We start from the raw sequence: 22,725 nt of genomic DNA, 5'->3' as shown, positions 1-22,725 counted from the left end.
CGGCGATGACCGACAACGACCGGCACGCGTTGCTCGTCGGCGTCTCCACGTACGACAGCGAGAGGTACGCCGAACTCCCGGCCGTACGCGCCGATCTGCACTACATGCGGGCGGTGCTGGAGAACACCGAGATCGGCATGTACAACGAGTGCGCGCTGGCCGCCGAGCCGACGCGCGCGGAAATGCTGCACGCCGTCGAGACGTTCCTGGAGGCACGGCAGCCGAGTGAGACCGCGCTGCTCTACTTCAGCGGGCACGGCGAGTACTGCGAGCAGGACGGCCAGTTGTACTTCCTGACCCGGGACACCGACCCCGCCGACCTGCCGGGTACGGCCGTACCGGCGGAGTTCCTGGAGCGGACGCTGCAGTCCTGCCGGGCCGCCTCCAAACTGGTCCTGCTGGACTGCTGCTCCAGCGGTTCCGTCGTGCAGGGCTGGACCGCGAAGGGCCCGTCGGGGCAACCGGACCGGCCCGCGCCGAGCACCCTGCTGCGGCCGACCGGCGTGTACTTCATCACCGCGTCCGACGCCCTCCAGGCGGCCTCCGCGTTGGCGCCGACCGGGTCGGACCTCGGCACCTCCCGGTTCACCGGGGAGATCGTCGAGGGGCTGCGCAACGGACGGATCAAGGAGGGCGGCTGTATCACCCCGGACGACCTGTTCGACTACCTGACCGCGCAGATGACCCGCGACGGCGTGCCGGAGGAGCAGCGGCCGACCAAGTCCACGATCAGGGCGACGCGGAGCCTTCCCTTCGCCCGGTCGGTGGCACGGCCGGTGCGGCTTCCCGCACTCCCCCACGACGCCTCTGGCGCCGCCCGGCGCTCCCCCGCGCTGTTGAGGGCCCGGGAGTTGGCGCAGGCGGACGAGCGGGACGGCATCGACCGGCAGGGGCTGCTGCGGTACTACGCGGACTGCCTCACCGCGCAGGCGGCGGCCGGAATGCGGCCCGACCGGGACTCCGGCCGGAACAAGAAGTACTTCCTGCTGGCCCAGGGCGAGGAGACCATCCAGTCGGGGCGCGGACCGCACATCCTCGCGCCCGGAGCACTGCTCCGGCCACAGGAGGAGCGGAGCGGTTCGGGCACTGAGGCGGGGAGGCGGCAGGAGTACTGGTACGGCTATCCGGCGATCACGCTGCCCGCGCGGGACGGCGGCCGGGGGCGGCGTGCGACGGTGGAACTGGCACCGTTGCTCATCCAGCAGATGGAACTGGCACCGGACGAGGAGGGCCGGGACGTGCTCCGGCCCGGCGGGGTACCGTCCCTGCACAGCGGCGTCGTCTCGGAACTCCTGGACGCCGGCGACGCGGCCGACCTGGTCGCGCGCTGGCAGCCGGCCTGGCAGGAGGGCAACGACGCGCAGATGCTGCGCGCCATCAGGGAGTTGCTGGACGAGCTGGGGTTGCCGGAACTCGAACCGCTGGACCCGTCCGCGCTGAGCGACCGCACGGTGATGCAGGCGCTGCGTCCCGGCGCGCACAACGCGGCCGTGCTGCTGGTGCCTTCGGGTGCGGAGGCCATGGCCACCCAGGCGCTGGTGGACAACCTGCTCCAGATCTCCACGCGGACCGCGCAGATCGCGGGCACCGCACTGGCCGCGCTGCTGGACGGCGAGGCCCGGCGAGTGTCGGCCACGGCCGCCGTAGCGGCGAACCCGGTGACGCCCGTCGCTCCGGGGCCGTGCAACGAGAGCCAGGAACTGGTGATCTCGTCGGCGATGACCCAGCCGCTGACGGTGGCGACCGGACCGCCCGGCACGGGGAAGAGCGAGGTCGTCACGGCGGTCGTCACCACCTGTGTCGCCGCGGGGCAGTCGGTGCTGGTCGCCTCCACGAACAACGAGGCCGTGAACGTCGTCGCCCAGCGCTGCGACGACATCGCGCCCGGCCTGCTGATGCGGACGGGCAACGCGGAGGCGCTGGAACGGGAGGCGGCCAAACTGGAACGGCTGCTGGCCGAACCGGCCGGGGCGGCGCGGCGCGGATCGGCCACCGTGGGCGGCGAGCTGCGCAACACCAGGGGAACGGCCGACCGGCTGCGGGCACAGGCGGCACACCGCGTCGGCGAGGAAGGACGGCTGCTGGAACTGCTTCGCGACCGGGACGAGCAGGCAGCGGCCCTGGAACTGGCCCTGTCCCTGCTCGAAGAGGTCTGGGCGGCGGACGTCGACGGCGTGGGATCGCTGGGCCGGTGGGCGGAGCGGGCGCGGAAGACGGCCGCGGCCCGCTGGTGGCAGCTGGGGTCATGGCGGCGCGGACGCGCGCTCGCCGCGCTGGTCGCGGCGGGGGCCGAGCGCCCGGACGGTGCCGGACCGGCATGGCCGGAGTGGGCGTCGGGGCGCCCCGTGCCGCCCGAACTGCTGGAGTCGCTGGCCGGGATCGTGTCCGTGGAGCGGGAGGTGCGAGAACTCGTCCACCGGCACGGGGAAGGGGACGAGGAAGGACTCAGGCAAGCCCGGCTCGCGACGGCGGAGGCGCTGTCCGGGCTGTCGGCGGAACTGTCCCGCTCGCTGTCCGCCGAGGCCCTGGTCCGGGCCACCGGGCTCATGAACCAGCGGCTCCAGGCGCTCCGCCGCCGCTCCGGCTACCAGCGCAGCCAGAAGAACCTGATGGCGCACGTCAAGGGGTGGGCCGTCAGCACCCACTCGGTACGGCAACTGGAGCTCGTCCCCCAGCTGTTCGATCTCGTGGTCATCGACGAGGCCAGCCAGTGTTCCATCCCGTCGGTGCTGCCGCTGCTGTTCCGGGCCCGCCGGGCACTGATCATCGGTGACCCCATGCAGCTCGGCCACATCCCGGGCGTGTCACCTCAGCAGGAGCGTCAGGCACGGGTACGGGCCGGGCTGAGCGCCGCGCAGCTGGAGCACCGGCGTCTCACCCACCACGTGTACTCCTCCTACCACGCGGCCGAACAGCACGGCGACAGCGCGCTGCTCCTCGACGAGCACTACCGCTGCCACCCGCGGATCGCGGACGTCGTCAACGGCCATTGCTACGGCGGCCGGTTGCAGGTGCTGACCGACGTACGACGGCAGGTGGCGGCGTACGACCCGGTGGGAGAAGCCGATCCGGTACCGGTGCTCGGCTGGGTCGACGTACCGTCCGGGGAATCGGCGCGCGGCGGCGACGGGCAGTCGTGGCGGAACGCGGAGGAGGCGAGCGCCGTCCGGCGCGTGGTCGACGGTCTGCTGGCGGGGCTCGCCCCGGACGCGACGGTGGGAGTGGTCACGCCGTTCCGGGCTCAGAAGGAGACCCTGGCACGGATGTGGCGGGACGACGACCGCGTCCGGGTCGGCACCGTCCACACCTTCCAGGGCGGGCAGCGGGACGTGATGGTGCTCAGCCCGGTGGCGGCGCACAACACGCCGCCCCGGACGACGTACTGGGTCGCGAGCCAGGTCAACCTGTGGAACGTGGCGGTCACCCGGGCCAAGTCGCAGCTGATCACGGTGGGCAGCCGTGCCTTCTGGCAGGACCAGAGCGGCCTGCCCGCCCTCCTCGCCGCACGTTCGGCGCCGCTGGGAGCGGGCGACGACGGCACGACGGCCCGGGCAGGCGCCCCCGGCCCGGTGCCCGAGGCCCGCGCGGACCTCGCCGACCGCCTGCAGCGGTACCTGACCGGACGCGGCATCACCGATCTGGAGCGGGCCGTGCTGGTGGGCGGCCACCCGGTGGACCTGCTGTTCACCGACGCCGGCGAGAACACGGCGGTGCTGATCGACCCCGGCCCCGAGCCCGGTGCGGACCCCGCGCGGCACCTTCGGCTGACCCACGCGCGAGGCGACCTGCTCACCGGACTGCCCTCCGGGGGCCACGGGGCCAAACCCTGCCCCGTGAGCCGGACGGTGCGGGTGCCCGCCTGGCGGATCCTCGCGGGGGAGACCGCGCTGGCACCGCTGTTCGGATGAGCGCCGGGCAAGGCGGCCGGGATTCGACTGCTTGAGTGACAATTTCACTTGATACACGACGACTTGGGGGCCAAGGCATGGCAACACATATCCACGACGGACCGGCTGCGGAGGCAGCCGGACGTGGGCAGCGAGTCCTTGAGCTTCTGGACAAGGCGATCGACCTCCAGACCCCACTGGTGCGCAAGAACATCGCCCGCGCCCGCCAGCGCAGCCCGGAGGCGACACCGGCACAGGTGATCCGCAGTCTGGAGCGGATGTACGTCAGCGCCTTGACCGGGACGGGCGCCGCGGTGGGAGGGACCGCGGCGGCGCCAGGCGTCGGCACGGGCCTCGCACTCGCACTGTCGGCGGGCGAGACGTTCTCGTCTCTTGAGCTGAGCGCCCTCTTCGCGCTGTCGGTCGCCGAAGTCCACGGAGTCCCCATCGACGAGGTCGAGCGCCGCCGGACGATCGTGATGGGAGTCATGCTCGGCGGAAGCGGCTCCACCACCATCACCAAGGTCGCCGAGCGCACGGGTCGGCACTGGGGACGCCAGGTGGTCGCCAAGGTTCCGGTCGAGACGTTGCGCCAGATCAACAAGATCCTGGGGAGGAACTTCATCACGAAGTACGGGACCAAGCAGGGGATCATCGTTCTCGGCCGAGTGGCACCGTTCGGCATTGGCGCGCTGATCGGCGGTGGCGCCAACGCCGCCCTCGCCACGCTGGCGGTGCGGGCCGCTCGTCGCGCGTTCGGCCCGGCCCCGACGTCGTGGCCGGAACTCACGGGCGGCATGCCGTCGACGTCCGAGGACTCGCAGGGCTGACCTTCGGTGCGCTGAAGGGCGTTGAGCACCCCGCCTCCGCCCCAGGGTCGGCTGTGGCACCTGCGCCACGTGAGCAGGACTCGGTGCGCGCTCCAACGAGCCGGAGGGCTTCACCGCGTTCGGCGCCCCGGTCCGCGGTGGGACCGGGGCGCCGAACGCGTGATGAATTGCGTCGAGTCGCCCGTCGAGCACGCCACGGATGCCGACATACCCGTCCGGGCTTCACCACAGAGCCAGGCCCGCCTCGCCGACCGAGGGCCTCGTTCCTGTCAGAGTGCCGTGAACCCCACGAACGCGGTCCACGCCGTGGGGTTCACGGTGAGTGCGGCGCGGGCGGTGTCCTTGGAGTCACGGACGTGGACCGCGCCGGGGCGGGTGGCCACCTCGACGCACTGACCGCCATCGCCAGCGCTGTAGCTGCTCTTGAACCACTCCAGGCCAATGGTGCCCAGCCGATCCTTTTCCCCGCTCATCTCTCTCCCAGCGGCTTTTCGGTCAACGTCAGCGATTCTGTCGGAGTGTGGGCCTGCGCGCGAAGGAGCCCGTACGTACGCTCAAGCTCCCGCACCTTCCGTCGCTCAGTGTGGACACGACTGTCGCCCTGTACCTCCGTGTACGCGATCCTGCGCCCAACCCTGGTCTCCATCAAGGTAAACGGGCCAGCAAGTCCCGCAGTTCCTTGCCGTAGCAACCGGGACGGGGATCCACTCGCGCGGTGGAGTTGCCCGACCGTCGGCTCACACGGCCTGACACAGGTCTGCCCCTGACACCTCGCCAGGGGCAGACCCAACGCCCTATCGGACGGCGAAGCCGACGAACGCGGTCCACGCCGTGGGGTTCACGGTGAGTGCGGCGCGGGCGGTGTACTTGGAGTCACGGACGTGGACCGCGCCGGGGCGGGTGGCCACCTCGACGCACTGACCGCCCTCGGCACCGCTGTAGCTGCTCTTGGCCCAGACAAGTGCCGGTGCGGGACCGCGCTTCGCTTCAGCGTTCATCTCTCTCCCAACAGCTGCTCGATGAAGGCCAGGGACTCACTCGGAGTGAGGGCCTGCGCTCGGTGATCCCATAACGCGCGGACAGCGCATGGACCGCATCTCGCTCCATAACCAGCGTGCCCCGGCCTTGAGCCTCCATGTAACCGACCTGTTGGCCGTGCCTTGGCGTCAGCAAGGTGAACGCGCCATCGACACCTGCGTTGTCAGCGCGGTCGAGCGGCATCAACTGAAGCTCTACGTTGCGTTTCTGACCGAGCAGAAGCAACTGCTCAAGCTGGCCGCGCCAGACCTGCTCACCGCCGAGCGGTCGCCGTACAACCGGCTCCTCCGTCACGAAACTCAGCAACGGGGCGGGCCACCTGTCGAAGACCTCCTGTCGCGCGAGCCGCGCCGCAACACGCTGCTCGATGGTCGCCTCGTCCAGCAGCGGACGCCGCATCCCCAGCAGAGCCCTCGTGTACTCCTCTGTCTGCAGAAGGCCATTGACCACGTGGGTGTCGTACACGAAAAGCTCAACCGCCTCAGCCTCCAACCGCGCCGCGTCCCGGAAGAACGCCGGATACTGAGCCCGAGCCACCTCCTCCTTGCCCGCGCTCAACACCCCGCCCGTGTCCAGCACTTCATCGGCCCGGTCGATGAACCTCGGCGGCGGAATGCGTCTCCCCTGCTCGAACGACGCGATCGTCGAGGCCGAGTAGCCGGTCAGCGAACCGAGCCCCGCCCGGTCCATCCCCGCCCGCTCCCGGAACAGCTTCAACTGCCGCCCGAACACGCACAACACGCCCGTCCCGACCTCGTACTCCGGCTGCTCAACCCCGTCACCCACGCCGCAGCTCCTCTCGTACCACCGTCCGGTCGGCCAACTCGGCCTCCGGGGGACCGGTCACGCCCGAAGTCACGTACAAGCACGCCACCCTCATGTACAGCCCGTACCCGTCAGCACATCGCCCCTGTTCAACGCTACGCACAGTCCGCAACCGTCGACCCCATGAAGCCAGCAACTCCCCCGAACGGGCATACGCCACAACACCCCGCACCCGAAAACGAGTTCACCATGCGCTTCACCTCGACCCCGCGCGGTGCCCGCCTGGCCCGCCGGCTCGTCTCACACCGCCTGAACGACCGGGGCCACCCCTACACGGCCCCGGCCAACGAAGCGCTCACCGCTCACCCTCATCACGGCGGCAGGGCGCCCCGCGCCGCCGCATGAGCCCGCACACTGCGAACGCGGCGGACCGCCCCGTGGCCGGGGCGGGCCCTGGCACGTGACGTGACTGCGCACGGCGCCCTCCACGTCCGGATGCGGCGCACTGAGACCTCGCCGCCGTCACCGTTTGCACATGCGGGATGGCTCCCCGATCCGTAGTACCGTTTCGATTGGTAGAACGCGACGTCGAGAGAACCGGAGCCCGGTATGCCGGCGGCAGGAGAGACCGAACGTGCCCCCAACGTCGGGAAGGCCGTATGGGAGAGCGCAGGCGAGCGCGCCAAGAGCGAGGGGCTACCGCTCATCTGGGTCATGAGCCGGGCGCTCACCGACTACGCCGCCGGAACCCTCACACTGCCCCGCACCACCCCCGGCGCGGAGGCCGGGCCCCGCCGAGGCCGGACCGTCTTCGCAAGCGACACCGTATGGACCGGTGCCGACAAGCGTCGCGAAAAGGACGAGGTCCGCTCGATGTCCGCGCTCTGCGAGATCCTTCTGGACGCCTACGCCCGAGGCGCTATCCACCCGTACGCATGCATGGTCACCACTGCCCAGCGTGACGCACTCCAGCAGACCACGGCCGCCCCCGTAGCCGCCTGACGAACGCCGCCACCGCGAAGGAACGCCGCTCATGACCACGCTCACCGACACACCGGCGGGGCCGCTCATCCCCATGCCGGACAAGAACCCCGCCGCTCTCCGTGTCGCCGTCGCCCGCCTCAGCCCCGAAGCCCTGCCCAAGTTCGATACGCACTGGGCCGAAGCCATGAACCAGGCTCGCGACGAGTTCAGCCTCCTGCCCGGCCGTCACTTCGTCGACCACTGGTGGGCATGGGTCGCCGTCCAGCGCTGGCCCGAACGAGCCGCCCGGTTCCGCGCATGCGAACACGTCGTCGCCACCAGCGACGACAAGGACGCCCGTCGCACTGCCTCCGCCGAACTCGGTCGCATTCTCGCCGACGCGGAGGCCGACGCCGCGTGAGTGACTGGACCTGGGAGTACAACCCTGACGCCGACAATGTCGTCGGCGACCTCCCCGACCTTCACAGGCGAGACGTCGAAGATCTCGCCCGCCGCATCGCCGAAGCTGTCGGCGTCCGCCGCATCGGACACCCCTTCGACATCCAGGAATCCGCCTCCGGCGTCAAGACCCACGCCGAAGGGTCCGTCATGATCTGGTACCAGGAGGACTACCGCGATGACGTCGTGCTGATCCTCCGTGTACAGCACTACCTGGCCCCCGCTGCCGCCCCGGACAGGGAGGACTGACGGGGGCTCGCACCGCGCGGGTGCCCCCGCTCCGACGATGGCCGACGACGGAGCGGGGGCACCCGCGCGTGAAGTGGCTACGCGCCTGACGGCCCGCCTGATGGCCCGCCGATCACGCCACAGATGAGGCCGGTTCGCTCCTCCGGCCTTGAACACGAGGGCGGGACCATCGACGATCCCCCGTCAGAGTGCCGTGAACCCCACGAACGCGGTCCACGCCGCGGGGTTCACTGCGAGTGCGGCGCGGGCGGTGTCCTTGGAGTCACGGACGTGGACCGTGTCGGGGCGAATGGCCACCTCGACGCATTCCCCGCCCTCCTCGCTGCTGTAGCTGCTCCTGCGCCATTCCAACTGGTCTATGTGCGGCTGACGTACGTGCGCATTCATGGCTCTCCCAGCAACTTCTCTACATACGCCAATGATTCACGGGGCGTCAGGGCCTGAGCCCTGATGATCCCGTACTTGACCTCCAGCGAACGGACGCGTTCCCGCTCCGTCTGCAGACGGCTCACGTTCTGTACCTCGGCGTACGCGATCCTCCGCCCTTCCTTTGTTTCGATCAAGGTGAACGGACCAGCCATACCCGCGTTTTCCTCACGATCGAGCGGCATCACCTGGATCTCGACGTTTCGCCGCTCCCTCAGGAGGAGGATGTGCTCAAGCTGGCCACGCAGCGTGTCCCGGCCCCCGATAGGACGCCTCAGTACGGCCTCATCGATGACAAAACTGGCGAGCGGCGCATCACGGCCAGCCAAGATTCCCTGCCGGGCGAGGCGGGCGCCGACGCGCTGTTCAATCACATCGTCGTCCATGGGTGGCCGCATCATCATGAAGATTGCCTGCGCGTACTCCTCCGTCTGCAAGAGTCCGGGCACTGCCTGGTTCGCGTACACGTGCAGTTCGACGGCCTCCGCCTCCAACCGCGCCGCGTCCCGGAAGAACGCCGGATACTGAGCCCGAGCCACCTCCTCCTTGCCCGCACTCAACACCCCACCCGTGTCCAGCACTTCATCGGCCCGGTCGATGAACCTCGGCGGCGGAATGCGTCTCCCCTGCTCGAACGACGCGATCGTCGAGGCCGAGTAGCCGGTCAGCGAACCGAGCCCCGCCCGGTCCATCCCCGCCCGCTCCCGGAACAGCTTCAACTGCCGCCCGAACACGCACAACACGCCCGTCCCGACCTCGTACTCCGGCTGCTCAACCCCGTCACCCACGCCGCAGCTCCTCTCGTACCACCGTCCGGTCGGCCAACTCGGCCTCCGGGGGACCGGTCACGCCCGAGGTCACGTACAAGCACGCCACCCTCATGTACAGCCCGTACCCGTCAGCACATCGCCCCTGTTCAACGCTACGCACAGTCCGCAACCGTCGACCCCATGAAGCCAGCAACTCCCCCGAACGGGCATACGCCACAACACCCCGCACCCGAACACGAGTTCACCATGCGCTTCACCTCGACCCCGCGCGGTGCCCGCCTGGCCCGCCGGCTCGTCTCACACCGCCTGAACGACCGGGGCCACCCCTACACGGCCCCGGCCAACGAAGCGCTCACCCTGATCACAGCCGAACTCACTGCCAACGCCGTGCGCCACGGGCACGTCCCCGGCCGGGACTTCCACCTGCGCCTCACTCTGACCGAGGACGCCGTCCGCATCGAGGTGACCGACACCCGGGCCGAGCAGCAGCCCGCGCCCAGCCCCCCGCCGACCGACTTACTCTCCGAGTCCGGCCGGGGCCTGCTCCTCGTCGCCGCGCTCGCGGACGACTGGGGCGTCACTCCTCGCCCGGCGGCCCCGGGCAAGACCGTGTGGGCAGAACTGCGCGGACGGCCTCAAGGCCATGCGCTCACATAGCGGTTGGCGCCTGAACCGACGGACCTCAAGCCCCCGGCGGCGACCGACGCGTCGATGATGCCGTGCTCGCTGCGGCAGGTGACGGCCAAGAGACCTGGCCACCCGCAGCGCCGTCATCTCTCGTGGACATTCCCGGCCGGGCAGATCACCAACTGACGCCGAAACTCATGACCACGTGCTGTCGCTACACGTGAACAGAGCCAGTGCTGGACGGTCACGACGTGCCTCCGCTCGCCTCAAGGCCGTTGAGCTCCTCTTCGAGGTCCTCAAGGTCACTGAGCAGGCGGCGGATGGCGATCTGGCGCTCGCGCCAGTGCCGTTTCAGGTCCCCCTCCGCATCCCCCGGCAGGTCGTACTCGGCGGTGGTGGCGCCGTAGAGGCTGAACAGCATGTACAGCAGCGCGATCCGGGCGCATGCCCGCACCTCCCGCATCGGGAGGCTGGGGTGCTCCGAGCGGTAGGCCCTGGCCATCGCCAGGGCGCATGCGGCCCACTCGGTGCTGGTGGCGACGGTGCGCGGGTCGAACGCCGCCCGCCCCAACTCCCAGGCCGGCATCGCGCCGGCGCAGCGGAAGTCGATGACGCCGGTGACCGCGTCGGCGAGGGTGATCAGGTTGGTGCGGCCGAGATCCGCATGCAGTGCCTGTTCCGCCAGGGCCTCGGGCAAATGTTCCCGCAGCTGGTGGACGTGGGCCCGCAGGTCCTCACGCCGCTGGTCGAGGTCGACGCGCAGTTGGTCGAGACGGTCGTGGCCTTGGCTCGTGGCTCTGGCCAGCACGGCGTCGAGTTTCGCTGCGGCGTTCTCGACGGGCTCGGTCCGCCATCGGGTCTGCTGCACGCGCTTCGGCAGCGGGTACGCGGCGAGCGCACGGTGCATGCGTCCCATGACGACGCCGATGTGCTCGGCGAGGGGGACCGTCATCGCCGAGGGGTTCACCCGACCGGGAGCCTCGTCGACCACGGCCCACGCACTGCCTCCCGCGATGGTGACCAGATTGTCGTCGGCGTCGGGCCACACCCGCGGAACGGGGAGCTTCGCGGCCCGGCAGTATTCCGACATGTCCCACGCGCTGCGCGCCTCGTCCAGGCCGGCCATCGACGGGTACTGCTTGACGTACAGCCGCAGCCCGTCGTCCGTCAGGACCCGCCGGTTGATGGTGTCCGTACCCATGTGCACCGGTTCGACGATGTCGGCGACCAGCCCGTACCGGTCTTCCAGCACGTCAGCGGTCAACGTCTCGCCCCAGCCTGTTTCGTCCGTACAGATCACCGACCTTCGTGTGCGGAGGGGCGGTACCCTCCCCTCCGCTCCAGGGACTTTTCAGGGACTTTCAGCGCTGTCCGAGGGACTTCCGAGTGACTTTCCACCGCGTGACGCGGCAAGCCCCTGAAAGATCGGAAAGGGCCTCCGACACAGGTCAGAGGCCCTTCCCGGGCAAAACCGCAGGCAGCGGCAGACGAGCAGGGCTGTACGCCGGGTTCTGTCCCCCGGTCCCTCGCGGGAGGCGGGGTGACGGCCATCCATCTAGGGCCGGTGTTGCCACCGGCCTCGTGCGGTCTACCCGCGGACTCGGGCGGGCAGCCCTCGATCGTCCGCGCAGGGACACCGGGGTGTCCCCTCTTGACCTTGCTCCGGGTGGGGTTTACCTAGCTGCCCAGGTCACCCTGGGCACTGGTGGTCTCTTACACCACCGTTTCACCCTTACCGGGGACCGAGGTCCCCGGCGGTCTGCTTTCTGTGGCACTGTCCCGTGGGTCACCCCAGGTGGCCGTTAGCCACCACCCTGCCCTGTGGAGCCCGGACGTTCCTCGGGGAGTCCCCGAAGGGACTTCACGCGGCCGCCCGCCCGGCTCGTCTGCCGTGCCGACCATGGTACCGGCCCGCGCGGGGCGACGGTCGCCGGCACGGAGCCGGCCAGGGATCAGACGACGGTCGCCGGCACGGAGCCGGCCGGGGATCAGGGCGACGGCCGCGAGGGCGGGCAGGACCGCGGAAGACATGACGGGGGCCGGAACCATCCCGCGCGGCGGGCCCCGCTTGACCTTGCCGCAGCGTCAACGTTTGTACTGGTCCCATGCGGATCGGAGAACTCGCCGCCGCCGTGGGCGTCACGACGCGGACCGTGCGGCACTACCACCATCAGGGACTGCTGCCCGAGCCGGAGCGGCGTGCGAACGGCTACCGGGAGTACGGCCTGCGCCATGCCGTGGTCCTGGCGCGGATCCGGCGGCTGACGGAGCTGGGGCTCGGGCTGGCGGAGGTGCGGGACGTGCTGGCCGAGGAGGCCGGGAAGGATCTGGCCGAGGTGCTGGGCGAGCTCGACGCGGACCTCGCCCGGCAGGAGGCCGCGATCCGGGAGCGGCGGGCCCGGCTGCGGACGCTGCTGGAGACGGAGGGCGGGCTGACGGCGGAGGGTCCGGTCTCGCCGCGGCTGGCCGCGCTGTTCCGGGACACCGCCGCGCACGCCGCCGCCTCGCCGACGGCCGCCAAGGACCGCGAGATGCTCGCGCTGATCGAGAGCACCGCGGACGCGGGGACCCGGGAGCGGTTCATGGACGTGCTGAACGGCGCGCTGGAGCGGCCGGGCGGCAAGGAGCGGGCGCTGGCCGTGTACGGGCTGCTCGACGAGCTCGCCGACGCCGATCCCGCCGATCCCCGTGTGGCGGAGGCGGCGCGGGCCATCGTGGCGTGCCTGCCGCTCGACCTGCTGCCGCGGCCGTTCGCCGTGGACCCCGGCAGCAGCTTCCTGCGCGCCTTCTACGCCGACTTCGCCCCGGCCCAGGCCGAGGCGATCCGCCGTACCCTGCGGATGCTCATGGAGCGGGAGTGAACGCCGTGCTCGCCCTGGCCCGGCACGAGGCACGGCTGCTCGCCAGTCTCGGGCTGTGGGCGGCCCGGCGGACGCGGGGGGCGGGCGAGGGCGTCGCCTTCGGGTACGCGCGCGGGCAGGGCACGATGATGTTCGGCCTCGCGTTCGTGATCGTGATCGAGTCGGTCATGATGTCGCTGCTGCTGCGCAACCATCCGGTGGTGCAGCGGGTGTGGTTCCTGGCGGACGTCTACGCCCTGGTGCTCGTGGTCGGGACGCACGCGGCCTCGGTCGTACGGCCGCACGTGCTCGGCGCGGACGGGCTGCGGGTGCGGCGGGCCGCGCACGTCGATCTGCGCGTCCCGGTGGAGCGGATCGCGCGGGTGCGCCGCGAGCTGCGCACCACGCACGAGCCCGCCGAGGGCGAACTGAACCTGGCGGTGGGCTCGCAGACCACCGTGACCCTCGAACTCAGCGAGCCGGTCCCCCATGTGACGCTTCTGGGCCGCCGCCAGGATGTCCGCCGCGTACGCCTGTACGCCGAGGACGCGGACGCCCTGGTCCGGGCGGTCGAGGCGGCGAGGACGGTGGCGGCGGACGGGCCGTGACGGCGAGCGGGCACGCGTGGCCGCCGGGGGTGCGGCCGCCGGGCACGGGTCGAGCGCGGGCGGGGCCGGGGCGGGGGCGGGCACACCGTACGCTGTGGCTCGGTCCGGTCGAAGCCGATCGCATCCCTCGCATCCCCTCGCATCCCGTAGAAGGAGCACGTGTGCTGGTCCTGCTGCCGCCGTCCGAAGGCAAGGCCCCTTCCGGGCGGGGTGCGCCGCTGAAGCCGGAGTCGCTGTCCCTGCCGGGGCTGGGCGAGGCGCGAGAGGCCGTGCTCGGCGAGCTGGTGGAGCTGTGCGCGGGGGACGAGGACAAGGCCCGGGAGGTGCTCGGGCTGAGCGAGGGGCTGCGCGGCGAGGTCGCGAAGAACGCCGGGCTGGCCACCGCGGGGGCGCGGCCCGCCGGGGAGATCTACACCGGGGTGCTGTACGACGCCCTGGACCTGGCCTCGCTGGACGCGGCGGCGAGGAAGCGGGCGGCCCGGTCGCTGCTGGTCTTCTCCGGGCTGTGGGGCGCGGTCCGCGTGAGTGACCGCATCCCCTCCTACCGCTGCTCGATGGGGGTCAGGCTGCCCGGCCTGGGGGCTCTCGGGGCGCACTGGCGGGAGCCGATGGCGCGGGTGCTGCCCGAGGCGGCCGGGGACGGGCTGGTGCTGGACCTGCGGTCGTCGGCGTACGCGGCGGCGTGGCGGCCGAAGGGCGAGGTCGCCGGGCGCACGGCCGCGGTGCGGGTGCTGCACGCGCCGACCCGCAAGGTCGTCAGCCACTTCAACAAGGCGACCAAGGGCCGGATCGTACGGAGTCTGCTGTCGGCCGGGGCGGCGCCTGAGGGGCCCGCCGAGCTGGTGGAGGCGCTGCGGGACCTCGGGTACGAGGTCGAGGCGGAGGCGCCGGCCGGGGGCGGGAAGGCGTGGACGCTGGACGTGCTGGTGTCGGAGGTCCACTGACTCATTGCATGATGCGCAACGGGCTTTGCGCGCTGTGCATGACGTGGGCAGGATGAGCGCCATGACCTCCGTGCTCGCTCTCGCGCCCGTCGTCCCCGTGGTCGTGGTGGACGACCCCTCCGACGCCGTTCCGCTGGCCGCGGCGCTGGTCACGGGCGGGCTGCCCGCGATCGAGGTGACCCTGCGGACACCGGCCGCCCTGGAGGCGATCCGGGCGATCGCGGACGGTGTGCCGGGCGCGGTCGTCGGGGCGGGCACGGTGATCACGCCGGAGCAGGTGGCGTCGGCGGCCGGGGCGGGGGCCCGCTTCCTGGTCAGCCCCGGCTGGACGGACGTCCTGCTGGAGGCCATGCGGGCGTCCGGGCTGCCGTTCCTGCCGGGGGTGTCGACCGCGTCCGAGGTGGTGGCGCTGCTGGAGCGCGGGGTGCGGGAGATGAAGTTCTTCCCGGCCGAGGCGGCGGGCGGCACGGCGTATCTGAGGTCGCTGCACGGGCCGTTGCCGCAGGCCCGGTTCTGCCCCACGGGCGGAATCGGCCCGGCTAGCGCGCCCGACTATCTCGCGCTGCCCAACGTCGGCTGTGTGGGCGGCAGTTGGATGCTTCCCGCGGACGCGGTGGCGGCCCGTGACTGGGGCCGGGTCGAGGCGCTGGCGCGGGAGGCGGCGGCGCTCGGCGGCTCACGCGCGCAGGTGTGAGGTGTCGTTGAACAGGCGGACGCTGGCGTTGCCGTCGGCGTAGTACGCGACCGCCGAGAGGGAGGCCGCCGAGAGCTCCATGCGGAACAGGGACTCGGGCGGGGCGCCCAGGGCGAGGCGGACGAACGTCTTGATCGGGGTGACGTGGCTGACGAGCAGGACCGTGCGGCCCGCGTACGCGGCGACCAGCCTGTCGCGGGTGGCGGCGATCCGGACGGCGGTCGCGGCGAAGCTCTCGCCGTCGCCGGTGGGGCGGGCCTCCGGGTCGGCCAGCCAAGCGTCCAGATCCTCGCGGTGGCGTTCGCGGACCTCGCCGAAGGTGAGGCCCTCCCAGGCGCCGAAGTCCGTCTCGCGCAGGCCGTCGTCGACGCTCACGTCCAGGCCGAGGCGGGCCGCGACGATGCCGGCGGTCTCCCGGGTGCGGGCGAGCGGCGAGGCCACGACGGCCTCGACGGTGCCGCGCCGGGCGAGGGCGGCGCCGGCCCGCTCGGCCTGCTCGCGTCCGGCGCCGGACAGGGAGGGGTCGGTGCCGCCGCTGCCGGAGAAGCGCTTCTGCGGGGTCAGCGGGGTCTCCCCGTGCCGCAGCAGCACGAACGTGGCGGGCGCCCCCATGTCGGCGGGCCCCCAGCCGGTGGCGGGCGCGGCGGCGCTCCGCGCGGCCCTGACGTCGGCCCCGGCCGTGACGGTTTCGGCGGGAGCGGGAGCGGGGGCGCGGGCCTCGTCCGGCTCCGCCGTGGAGTCCGGCGCCGACCACCGCTCCCCCCGCTGCCCGGCGTCCATCGCCTCGTTGGCGAGCCGGTCCGCGTGCTTGTTCCGCTCCCGGGGGATCCACTCGTAGGTCACCCGGTCCGCCGGGAAGACCTTCGACGCCTCGAAGGCCAGCGGCTTCATGTCCGGGTGCTTGATCTTCCAGCGCCCCGACATCTGCTCGACGACCAGCTTGGAGTCCATCCGCACGTGCACGGCCGCCGCCGGGTCGAGGTCGCGCGCGGCACGCAGGCCGGCGAGCAGACCCCGGTACTCGGCCACGTTGTTGGTCGCGACGCCGATGTACTCGGCGGCCTCGGCCAGCGTCCGGCCCGTGGCCGCGTCGACGACGACAGCGCCGTAGCCCGCGGGGCCCGGGTTGCCCCGCGACCCCCCGTCGGCCTCGACGACGAACTCCCGCACGGCGGCAGGTCCTAGAGGCCGGAGTCGGCCGTGCGCACCAGGATGCGGCGGCAGTTCTCGCAGCGCGCCACCGTGTCGGGCGCGGCCCCCCGGATCTCGTTCAGCTCGGTGATGGGCAGCTCCTGACGGCAGCCCTGGCAGGTGCGCTGGTACAGCTTGGCCGCGCCGATGCCGCCCTGCTGCGCGCGCAGCTTGTCGTAGAGCCTCAGCAGTTCGGCCGGCACGGCGGCCGCGACGACCTCGCGCTCCTTGGTCACGGTCGCCGTCTCGCCGTCGATCTCCTCGAAGGCGGCGTCCCGGCGGGCGGTCGCGTCGTCGGCCTTGCCCTGCACCGCGCCGACCCGCTCGGTCAGTTCGGCGACGCGCTCCTGCGCGGACTCGCGGCGCTCCATGACCTCCAGGACGACGTCCTCCAGGTCGCCCTGGCGCTTGGCGAGGGAGGTGATCTCGCGCTGGAGGTTCTCCAGGTCCTTCGGGGAGGTGACGGCACCGGAGTCCAGGCGCTGCTGGTCGCGGGCGGCGCGCCGGCGCACCTGGTCCACGTCCTGCTCGGCCTTGGTCTGCTCGCGGGCGCAGTCGCTCTCCTCGGTCTGCGCGGCGACGAGCAGGTCGCGCAGCTGGGCGTGGTCCTTGGTCAGCGACTCGATCTCGGCATGCTCGGGCAGCGACTTCCTGCGGTGCGCGAGCTGCTGGAGGCGGACGTCCAGGGCCTGGACGTCGAGGAGTCGGATCTGGTCGGCCGGCGCGGCGTTCAGTTGGGGGCTCCCGTGTTTCTCGTGGTCGGGTTGGACGCCGCGTGGGCGGTCCAGGGGTCGGTGACCGTCCGCGAGACATGGACCCGGAGGTCCCAGCCGTGGCGGTCGGAGATCTCGTCGAGCTGGGCGGCGGCCAGCTCGCACCAGGGCCACTCGGTGGCCCAGTGCGCCGCGTCGAGCAGCGCGAGAGGACGGGGGGCGGCGGCCGAGGACTCCGAGGACGCCGAGGACGCCGAGGACGCCGTGAACTCGGAGACCGGGTGGTGGCGCAGGTCCGCGGTGAGGAAGGCGTCGACGCCCGCGGCCCGCACCTGGTCGAAGAGGCCGTCGCCGGAGCCGCCGCTGACGGCGACGGTGCGGACCGTCGCCTCGGGGTCGCCGGCGAGGCGGATGCCCTGCGCGGTGGCGGGCAGCCGCTCGGCGGCGCGGGCGGCGAGTTCGCGGACGGTCAGCGGGGGGTCGAGTGCGCAGACCCGGCCGAGGCCGCGGCGGCCCGCGGGGTCGGTGGGGTCCGGCACGAGCGGCCGTACGATCCGCAGGTCCAGCGCGCCGGCGAGGGCGTCGCTGACGCCGGGGTCGGCGGTGTCGGCGTTGGTGTGCGCGACGTGCAGGGCGATGTCGTTCTTGATGAGCGTGTGGACGACGCGGCCCTTGAAGTGGGACGCCGCGACCGTCGTCGTGCCGCGCAGATAGAGCGGGTGGTGGGTGACCAGGAGGTCGGCGCCCAGCTTCACCGCCTCGTCCACGATCTCCTGGACCGGGTCGACGGCGAACAGGACCCGGGAGACCTCCTGGCCGGGGTCGCCCACGACGGTGCCGACCGCGTCCCAGCCCTCGGCCCGCTCGGCGGGCCACAGGTTCTCCAGCGCGGCGATGACTTCTGACAGACGGGGCACGGGAGACAGGCTACCTGGCCCGTCCGCGGGCCCGTACCGGCTCCGCGACCGGCGCCCGGCACCCGCAGGCGGCGGCCCGGGACGTCGCGCGCGGCCGCCGCGCCACGCCGGCCGCGCGTCAGCACATCGGTCCCCGCACCCTCAGGCGAATCGTTCCTGTGCCACCCCTTTGTGTGAAGCCGTCCTCGTCGGTCCGCCGCCCGCGCGGGCGAAAACTAGCGTCGTGACCGGAGGTGACCGGACCATGACGGCCTGTGCGATCGAGCCCGCGACGGAGCCCGAGGAGGGCGACGCGCCCGCGGCGGACTGCGTGATCACTACGGACGGTTCCTACGCCGCCCGTCTCGCCCTGGACGGCGACTGCTGGTTCCCGGAGCGCTGGACCCTGGACAGCCCCGAGCCCTACGCCGTTCCGCTCCCCGTCCATCAGCCGGAGGAGCCCGGCACGGAGGTGCAGCCGATGGGCGACGGGCGCGTGCTCGTCCGCCGCCCGACCGACGGGCGGCACCTCTTCTCGCTGCTGTACCCGACCGGTCCCGGCACCGGCGAACTGCCGCTGGGCGCGGTCGAGTGCCCGGACGGGGAGACCCGGCTGCGGCTGCTGCCCCCGGCGCCGGGCGGCGCGTCGGCGTACGCCCTCGCGGTGGGACCGGGCTCCAGCGCGGTCTGGCAGGTGGCGGGCGGCGCCTTCGGGCCGGAGCGGCTCGCGGAGGTCCCCGGGCGCTGCTCGGGCGGGGTGTGGCTGGACCGGGACGGGCGGATGCTGGCCCTGGACCGGGAGACGGGCGGCCGGACGAAGGCCGTCGTGGTGGACCTCGGGCGGGGCGGCGAGGTGTCGCCGCTGCTGGAGATCACGGCCGACAGCGACGACCGGGTGCTGCTCGCCGACCCGGACAGCGGGCTGCTGCTGATCCGCTCGGACGCCCCCTCGCCGGGCCGCGGACGGCTGGGCTGGGGCGTGCTGGGCAGCACGCTGCCGGTGCGCTTCCCGCAGTGCCTGCGGCTGCCGGAGTGCGCGGTGACGCCGTTCGCGATCCAGCCGGGGCAGGTCCTGACGCCGGAGAGCTGCGGCGTCGCCCTGCGCATCGACGGGCCGGTCGGCGGCTGGGTCGGGGTGTGGCGGCCGGCCGAGCGCCGGGTGCGCCATCTCACCGCGCCCAGGGGGTGGTTGACGGGCTCCGGGCTGTGGACGCCCGAGGGCGCCCTGCACCTGCCGTACACCACGGACGAGGTGCGGTGCGGGGTCGCGCGCGTGGAGGTGCCGGCGGGGGCGGCGCGGGCCGCCGCGGCCGGGGAAGGGGGCGGGGAAGGAACCGCGGAGGCGGAGGCCGGGGTGGCGTCCGGGGGCGCTTGCGGGGTGGTGGAATCGGAGGCTCCGGGTCCCGTCGTGCCCCGTCCCGTGCCGTTGCAGCAGGCGCCTCTGGGCGGTCTTGTAACGAAGTAGCGGCGGTTGGCGCGGGCGCCGGATCGGGCCCGAGGAGGGTTGGTTAGACTCACCCGGCTGTTAGAAGGATCATGTTTGACGGGGTGAGCTTTTCCGATGAACAACGCCAGTACGACCCAGTCGTCGTCCGACACCCGGGAGGACGCCGGCCACGGCCGGCACCGGGGGCAGACCTCGGCCAGCGACGGCGAGACGGCCCCTCACGGCCGTCATCGCAGGCCGGCCGAGGAGTCCGAGTCGGCGGCCTGACGCCGAGCGCGCGCACCACCGTACGGCCCCGCTCCTCCCGGGAGGAGCGGGGCCGTCGCCCGTGGGGGCCGCGGGACCCCTCCCCGGAGGCGGTTGCGGTCACCGCGCCCGGCCGCGTTTCAGGCCGAGGACCTCGGTCGCGCCGAACGTCTCGTCCGCAGGCCGGTCCGCGAAGTGCGCGGTGAGCAGGGCGTCCAGCTCCCCGTGGGTGAAGGCGTCCTGCTCGCTGTCGAACTGCGCGGCCACCCGCGGCCGTTCGACGACGGCCACCATGCCGCCGTGCACCACGAGCAGCTGGCCGTTGACACGGGCGGCGGCCGGCGACGCCAGATAGCCGACCAGCGGGGCGACGTGCTCGGGCGCGAGGGGGTCCAGCCCTTCCCGGGGGCGGGCGAGGCCGGCGAAGACGTCCCGCGTCATCCGGGTCCGGGCGCGCGGGCAGATGGCGTTGGCGGTGACGCCGTACTTGGCCAGGGCCAGCGCGGTGGACGTGGTGAGGCCGACGATGCCGCCCTTGGCCGCCGCGTAGTTGGGCTGGCCGGCCGAACCGGCGAGGAACGCCTCCGAGGAGGTGTTCACGATCCGCCCGTACACGGGTGCGCCCGCGGCCTTGGAGCGGGCGCGCCAGTGCGCGGCGGCATGGCGGACGGTGTTGAAGTGGCCCTTGAGATGGACCCGGATCACCGCGTCCCACTCCTCCTCCGCCATGGAGAAGACCATCCGGTCGCGCAGGATGCCCGCGTTGTTGACGAGGATGTCCAGCGAGCCGAACGCGGCGAGCGCGGACTCGACGAGCGCGCCCGCCTGGTCGAAGTCGGCGACGTCCCCGGTGTGGGCGAGCGCCCGGCCGCCCGCCGCGCGGATCTCCTCGGCCACCTCCTGCGCCGGGCCGGCCGAGGCCGCGCCCGAGCCGTCCCTGCCGGGCTGCCCGTAGTCGTTGACGACGACGGCGGCGCCCAGCCGGGCCAGCTCCAGCGCCTCGGCGCGGCCCAGGCCCCGGCCCGCGCCCGTGACGATCGCCGAACGCCCCTCCAGCGGCCGTGACATGACGTCCCCTCTCCGGCGGTGGGTTCAGATCTCGATGCAGGTGCGCAGCGCCGTCCCCGTGCGCATCTGGTCCAGGGCCTCGTTGATCCCGGCCAGCGGGACCCGGTGGGTGATCAGGCCGGCGAGGTCGATCCGCCCCGCGCGCCACAGGGCGATCGTCCGCTCGTAGCCGCGCAGCACGTCGCCGCCGCCGTACAGGGACGGCAGGATGCGCTTCTCGTCGAAGAACAGCTCGAACATGTTGAGCTGGAGGACGTCGTCCACGGCTCCCGCGCCGACGATGACGAGGGTGCCGCCGCGCCGGGTGTTCTCGTACGCCGTGCGGGCGGTGGCGGAGCGGCCGACGACCTCGAAGACGTGGTCGAAGCCCTCACCGGCCGTGATCCGCTGCCTGGCGTCGGCAAGTCCCTCCGGCGGGACGGCCTGGGTGGCGCCGAACCTCAGCGCGGACTCGCGGCGCGAGGCCACCGGGTCGACGGCGACGATCTCGGCGGCGCCCCGGAGCCGGGCCCCCTGGATCGCGGAGATGCCGACACCGCCGCAGCCGATCACGGCCACCGACGAACCGGCTTCCAGATCGGCGGTGTTGAGCGCCGCGCCGAGTCCGGTGGTGACACCGCAGCCGATGAGCGCGGCGATGTCGAAGGGGACGTCGTCGGGGATCGGCACCGCGCAGCCGGCGTCGACCACGACCTCCTCGGCGAAGGTGCCGGTGCCCGCGAAGCCGAAGACGTCGCCGGTGGGGCGCTTGAAGTTGGGGGTGCCGGCGTTCATGAACCCGGCCAGGCACAGCTGGGTCTGGCCCCGCTTGCAGGCGGGGCACGCCCCACAGGCGGGCAGCCAGCACAGCACCACCCGGTCGCCCGGCTTCAGGTGCGCCACTCCCCCGCCGACGTCGAGGATCTCCCCGGCCCCCTCGTGGCCGGGCACGAAGGGGCCCGGCTGGGGCAGCACCCCGGACATGGCGGACAGGTCCGAGTGGCACAGCCCGGTGGCGCGCACCCGGACCCGCACCTTGCCGGGGCCGAAGCCCACCGCCTCGATGTCGTCGAGGACTTCGAGCTTGTCCTGGCCTATCTCGTGCAGGACGGCTGCGCGCATGGTGACGCTCCCCTCTGGAGGACGGACGCGGGCGGACTCAGGAGTGCCGGACGATCGTGTCGGTGAGGACGGGCGCGTCGTCGCGGCCGGCCGCGCTCACGGCGATCCGCGCGGCTCCCTCGCCCGGCCACAGGCGGATGCGCAGGGTCTCGCCCGGGTACACCACCCCGGCGAACCGGGTGTCGTAGGAGCGGACCCGGGTCACGTCCCCGCCGAGGAGCGTGTCCACGACCGCCTTCAGCGTGATGCCGTAGGTGCACAGGCCGTGCAGGACGGGCCGCTCGAATCCGGCGGCCTCGGCGAACTCCGGGTCGGCGTGCAGCGGGTTCCAGTCGCCGGACAGGCGGTACAGCAGGGCCTGGTCCTCGCGGACGGGGCGTTCGACGGTCCGGGCCGGTGGGCCGGCCGGGGGCTCCGGGCGGGCCGAGGGGCCGCGGTCGCCGCCCCAGCCGCCCTCGCCGCGGAGGAAGATCCGGGCGTCGTTGGTCCACAGCGGGCCGTCGGGGTCGGCGACGTCGGTGCGCAGGACGAGGACGGCCGCCGTCCCCTTGTCGTACAGCCCCCCGACGCGGTGGGTCACGGTCGCCGTGCCGTTCGCGGGCAGGGGGCGGTGCACGGTGAGGCTCTGGCCGCCGTGCAGGACCCGGGTCAGGTCGACGTCGATGCCGGGCAGGGACAGTCCGCTGATGACGCCCGGCGCGCCGGAGCCCGCGACGGTGGCGAAACTCGGCAGGACGTGCAGCCGCGACTCCAGGGTGTAGCGCAGTTCGTCGGGGTCGGTGGCGGGCACGCCCGCGCCGATGCCGAGGTGGTAGAGCTGGACGTCCTTGGAGTTCCAGGAGATCTCGCCGGTCCGGGGCTCGGCGGCGAGGGCCTTGGCGGCGTCGATGGGCATACGGCTCCTGACGGTGGCGGGCCCGCCGCCGGGCCGCGCTGCCGGGCCGGCGGGGCGGGGCTTCGGCG

23 protein-coding genes, 1 other RNA gene and 3 pseudogenes are annotated in these 22,725 nt (G+C 72.7%); 13 read left to right on the top strand and 14 right to left on the bottom strand.

Annotated features, from left to right (window positions below; genetic code table 11):
* Nucleotides 1-5 precede the first annotated feature (5 nt).
* Together SZN_RS20300 and SZN_RS20295 are read left to right on the top strand one after the other, a co-directional pair.
* Nucleotides 6-3,908: a caspase, EACC1-associated type gene (locus tag SZN_RS20300; protein WP_007498035.1), complete on the top strand. Its 3,903-nt coding sequence runs from the start codon at nt 6-8 to the stop codon at nt 3,906-3,908.
* A gap of 77 nt (nt 3,909-3,985) precedes the next feature.
* Nucleotides 3,986-4,717, top strand: coding sequence for a hypothetical protein (locus tag SZN_RS20295; RefSeq protein WP_043731973.1), 732 nt, complete (start codon nt 3,986-3,988; stop codon nt 4,715-4,717).
* 269 nt (nt 4,718-4,986) lie between these two features.
* Here the strand turns inward: SZN_RS20295 and SZN_RS20290 are convergent, their stop codons facing one another.
* From SZN_RS20290 to SZN_RS20280, 4 genes and pseudogenes are all read right to left on the bottom strand, one after another.
* Nucleotides 4,987-5,190, bottom strand: a complete 204-nt coding sequence (locus SZN_RS20290) for a DUF397 domain-containing protein (protein WP_007498030.1) — start codon at nt 5,188-5,190, stop codon at nt 4,987-4,989.
* Nucleotides 5,187-5,402: pseudogene (locus SZN_RS42720) on the bottom strand (Scr1 family TA system antitoxin-like transcriptional regulator); the annotation flags it as partial. The gene SZN_RS20290 and the pseudogene SZN_RS42720, both read right to left, overlap by 4 nt.
* Nucleotides 5,403-5,511: 109 nt before the next feature.
* Nucleotides 5,512-5,715, bottom strand: coding sequence for a DUF397 domain-containing protein (locus SZN_RS20285; protein ID WP_007498028.1), 204 nt, complete (start codon nt 5,713-5,715; stop codon nt 5,512-5,514).
* Nucleotides 5,712-6,541 (bottom strand): annotated as a pseudogene (locus SZN_RS20280) (helix-turn-helix domain-containing protein). Before SZN_RS20280 ends, SZN_RS20285 begins: the two are co-directional and overlap by 4 nt.
* Nucleotides 6,542-6,769: 228 nt before the next feature.
* Here SZN_RS20280 and SZN_RS43535 point away from each other — a divergent pair.
* The 4 genes and pseudogenes from SZN_RS43535 to SZN_RS20265 form a co-directional block, all read left to right on the top strand.
* Nucleotides 6,770-6,880, top strand: a pseudogene (locus SZN_RS43535) (ATP-binding protein); the annotation flags it as partial.
* 249 nt (nt 6,881-7,129) lie between these two features.
* Nucleotides 7,130-7,522: a hypothetical protein gene (locus SZN_RS20275; protein WP_007498021.1), complete on the top strand. Its 393-nt coding sequence runs from the start codon at nt 7,130-7,132 to the stop codon at nt 7,520-7,522.
* A 31-nt stretch (nt 7,523-7,553) separates the two neighbouring features.
* On the top strand, nt 7,554-7,904 hold the full coding sequence (locus tag SZN_RS20270; RefSeq protein ID WP_007498019.1) for a DUF6247 family protein: 351 nt from the start codon (nt 7,554-7,556) through the stop codon (nt 7,902-7,904).
* Nucleotides 7,901-8,191, top strand: a complete 291-nt coding sequence (locus SZN_RS20265; protein WP_007498017.1) for a hypothetical protein — start codon at nt 7,901-7,903, stop codon at nt 8,189-8,191. Before SZN_RS20270 ends, SZN_RS20265 begins: the two co-directional genes overlap by 4 nt.
* A 183-nt stretch (nt 8,192-8,374) precedes the next feature.
* Here the strand turns inward: SZN_RS20265 and SZN_RS20260 are convergent, their stop codons facing one another.
* Both SZN_RS20260 and SZN_RS20255 read right to left on the bottom strand, forming a co-directional pair.
* Nucleotides 8,375-8,578: a DUF397 domain-containing protein gene (locus SZN_RS20260; protein ID WP_007498015.1), complete on the bottom strand. Its 204-nt coding sequence runs from the start codon at nt 8,576-8,578 to the stop codon at nt 8,375-8,377.
* Nucleotides 8,575-9,405 carry a helix-turn-helix domain-containing protein gene (locus tag SZN_RS20255; RefSeq protein ID WP_007498013.1) on the bottom strand — a complete coding sequence of 277 codons (831 nt, stop codon included), beginning with the start codon at nt 9,403-9,405 and terminating at the stop codon, nt 8,575-8,577. Before SZN_RS20255 ends, SZN_RS20260 begins: the two co-directional genes overlap by 4 nt.
* A gap of 162 nt (nt 9,406-9,567) precedes the next feature.
* Here SZN_RS20255 and SZN_RS20250 point away from each other — a divergent pair, with 162 nt between their 5' ends.
* Nucleotides 9,568-10,044, top strand: coding sequence for an ATP-binding protein (locus SZN_RS20250; protein WP_086021417.1), 477 nt, complete (start codon nt 9,568-9,570; stop codon nt 10,042-10,044).
* 214 nt (nt 10,045-10,258) lie between these two features.
* On the opposite strand, the gene SZN_RS20245 is transcribed toward SZN_RS20250, so the two are convergent.
* Together SZN_RS20245 and rnpB are read right to left on the bottom strand one after the other, a co-directional pair.
* Complete coding sequence (locus SZN_RS20245) at nt 10,259-11,278, bottom strand: phosphotransferase enzyme family protein (protein ID WP_007498009.1); 1,020 nt, start codon at nt 11,276-11,278, stop codon at nt 10,259-10,261.
* Nucleotides 11,279-11,498: 220 nt separating this feature from the next.
* Nucleotides 11,499-11,899, bottom strand: an RNA gene (rnpB, locus tag SZN_RS37695) — RNase P RNA component class A.
* Between the two features lie 220 nt (nt 11,900-12,119).
* Between rnpB and SZN_RS20240 the strand changes: the two genes are divergently transcribed.
* The 4 genes from SZN_RS20240 (at nt 12,120) to eda (ending at nt 15,100) form a co-directional block, all read left to right on the top strand.
* Nucleotides 12,120-12,875: a MerR family transcriptional regulator gene (locus tag SZN_RS20240; protein WP_007498007.1), complete on the top strand. Its 756-nt coding sequence runs from the start codon at nt 12,120-12,122 to the stop codon at nt 12,873-12,875.
* Nucleotides 12,872-13,462 (top strand): hypothetical protein, encoded by a 591-nt coding sequence (locus tag SZN_RS20235; RefSeq protein WP_007498005.1) that lies wholly within the window; start codon nt 12,872-12,874, stop codon nt 13,460-13,462. Before SZN_RS20240 ends, SZN_RS20235 begins: the two co-directional genes overlap by 4 nt.
* 161 nt (nt 13,463-13,623) lie before the next feature.
* Nucleotides 13,624-14,406, top strand: coding sequence for a peroxide stress protein YaaA (gene yaaA / locus SZN_RS20230; protein ID WP_007498003.1), 783 nt, complete (start codon nt 13,624-13,626; stop codon nt 14,404-14,406).
* Between the two features lie 61 nt (nt 14,407-14,467).
* On the top strand, nt 14,468-15,100 hold the full coding sequence (gene eda / locus SZN_RS20225) for a bifunctional 4-hydroxy-2-oxoglutarate aldolase/2-dehydro-3-deoxy-phosphogluconate aldolase (RefSeq protein ID WP_007498000.1): 633 nt from the start codon (nt 14,468-14,470) through the stop codon (nt 15,098-15,100).
* Here eda and SZN_RS20220 read toward each other — a convergent pair.
* Genes SZN_RS20220 through SZN_RS20210 form a run of 3 tightly spaced genes read right to left on the bottom strand, consistent with a single transcriptional unit; the run spans nt 15,083 to nt 17,921 of the window.
* On the bottom strand, nt 15,083-16,270 hold the full coding sequence (locus SZN_RS20220; protein WP_007497999.1) for a bifunctional RNase H/acid phosphatase: 1,188 nt from the start codon (nt 16,268-16,270) through the stop codon (nt 15,083-15,085). The genes eda and SZN_RS20220 overlap by 18 nt on opposite strands.
* Before the next feature lie 11 nt (nt 16,271-16,281).
* The gene (locus SZN_RS20215; RefSeq protein WP_208865828.1) at nt 16,282-17,025 is read right to left on the bottom strand and encodes a zinc ribbon domain-containing protein; all 744 of its coding nucleotides are present in this window, start codon (nt 17,023-17,025) and stop codon (nt 16,282-16,284) included.
* On the bottom strand, nt 17,022-17,921 hold the full coding sequence (locus tag SZN_RS20210) for a Nif3-like dinuclear metal center hexameric protein (RefSeq protein WP_007497995.1): 900 nt from the start codon (nt 17,919-17,921) through the stop codon (nt 17,022-17,024). The genes SZN_RS20215 and SZN_RS20210 overlap by 4 nt, the downstream gene beginning before the upstream one ends.
* A 244-nt stretch (nt 17,922-18,165) precedes the next feature.
* On the opposite strand from SZN_RS20210, the gene SZN_RS20205 reads away from it, so the two are divergent.
* The gene (locus tag SZN_RS20205; RefSeq protein WP_007497993.1) at nt 18,166-19,365 is read left to right on the top strand and encodes a hypothetical protein; all 1,200 of its coding nucleotides are present in this window, start codon (nt 18,166-18,168) and stop codon (nt 19,363-19,365) included.
* Between the two features lie 96 nt (nt 19,366-19,461).
* Entirely contained in the window at nt 19,462-19,614 is a 153-nt protein-coding gene (locus tag SZN_RS41490; protein ID WP_007497991.1) for a hypothetical protein, read from the top strand.
* Between the two features lie 99 nt (nt 19,615-19,713).
* On the opposite strand, the gene SZN_RS20200 is transcribed toward SZN_RS41490, so the two are convergent.
* From SZN_RS20200 to SZN_RS20190, 3 genes are read right to left on the bottom strand one after another with little or no spacing between them, the layout of a single operon-like run.
* On the bottom strand, nt 19,714-20,661 hold the full coding sequence (locus SZN_RS20200; RefSeq protein WP_007497990.1) for a 3-oxoacyl-ACP reductase: 948 nt from the start codon (nt 20,659-20,661) through the stop codon (nt 19,714-19,716).
* 24 nt (nt 20,662-20,685) lie between these two features.
* On the bottom strand, nt 20,686-21,762 hold the full coding sequence (locus tag SZN_RS20195) for a Zn-dependent alcohol dehydrogenase (protein ID WP_007497987.1): 1,077 nt from the start codon (nt 21,760-21,762) through the stop codon (nt 20,686-20,688).
* Between the two features lie 37 nt (nt 21,763-21,799).
* Complete coding sequence (locus SZN_RS20190) at nt 21,800-22,657, bottom strand: MaoC/PaaZ C-terminal domain-containing protein (RefSeq protein ID WP_007497985.1); 858 nt, start codon at nt 22,655-22,657, stop codon at nt 21,800-21,802.
* Between the last annotated feature and the right edge of the window lie 68 nt (nt 22,658-22,725).

Origin of the sequence: Streptomyces zinciresistens K42, assembly GCF_000225525.1 — a bacterium.
Lineage (GTDB): Bacteria > Actinomycetota > Actinomycetes > Streptomycetales > Streptomycetaceae > Streptomyces > Streptomyces zinciresistens.
This window is presented reverse-complemented; position numbering and strand designations above follow the sequence as displayed.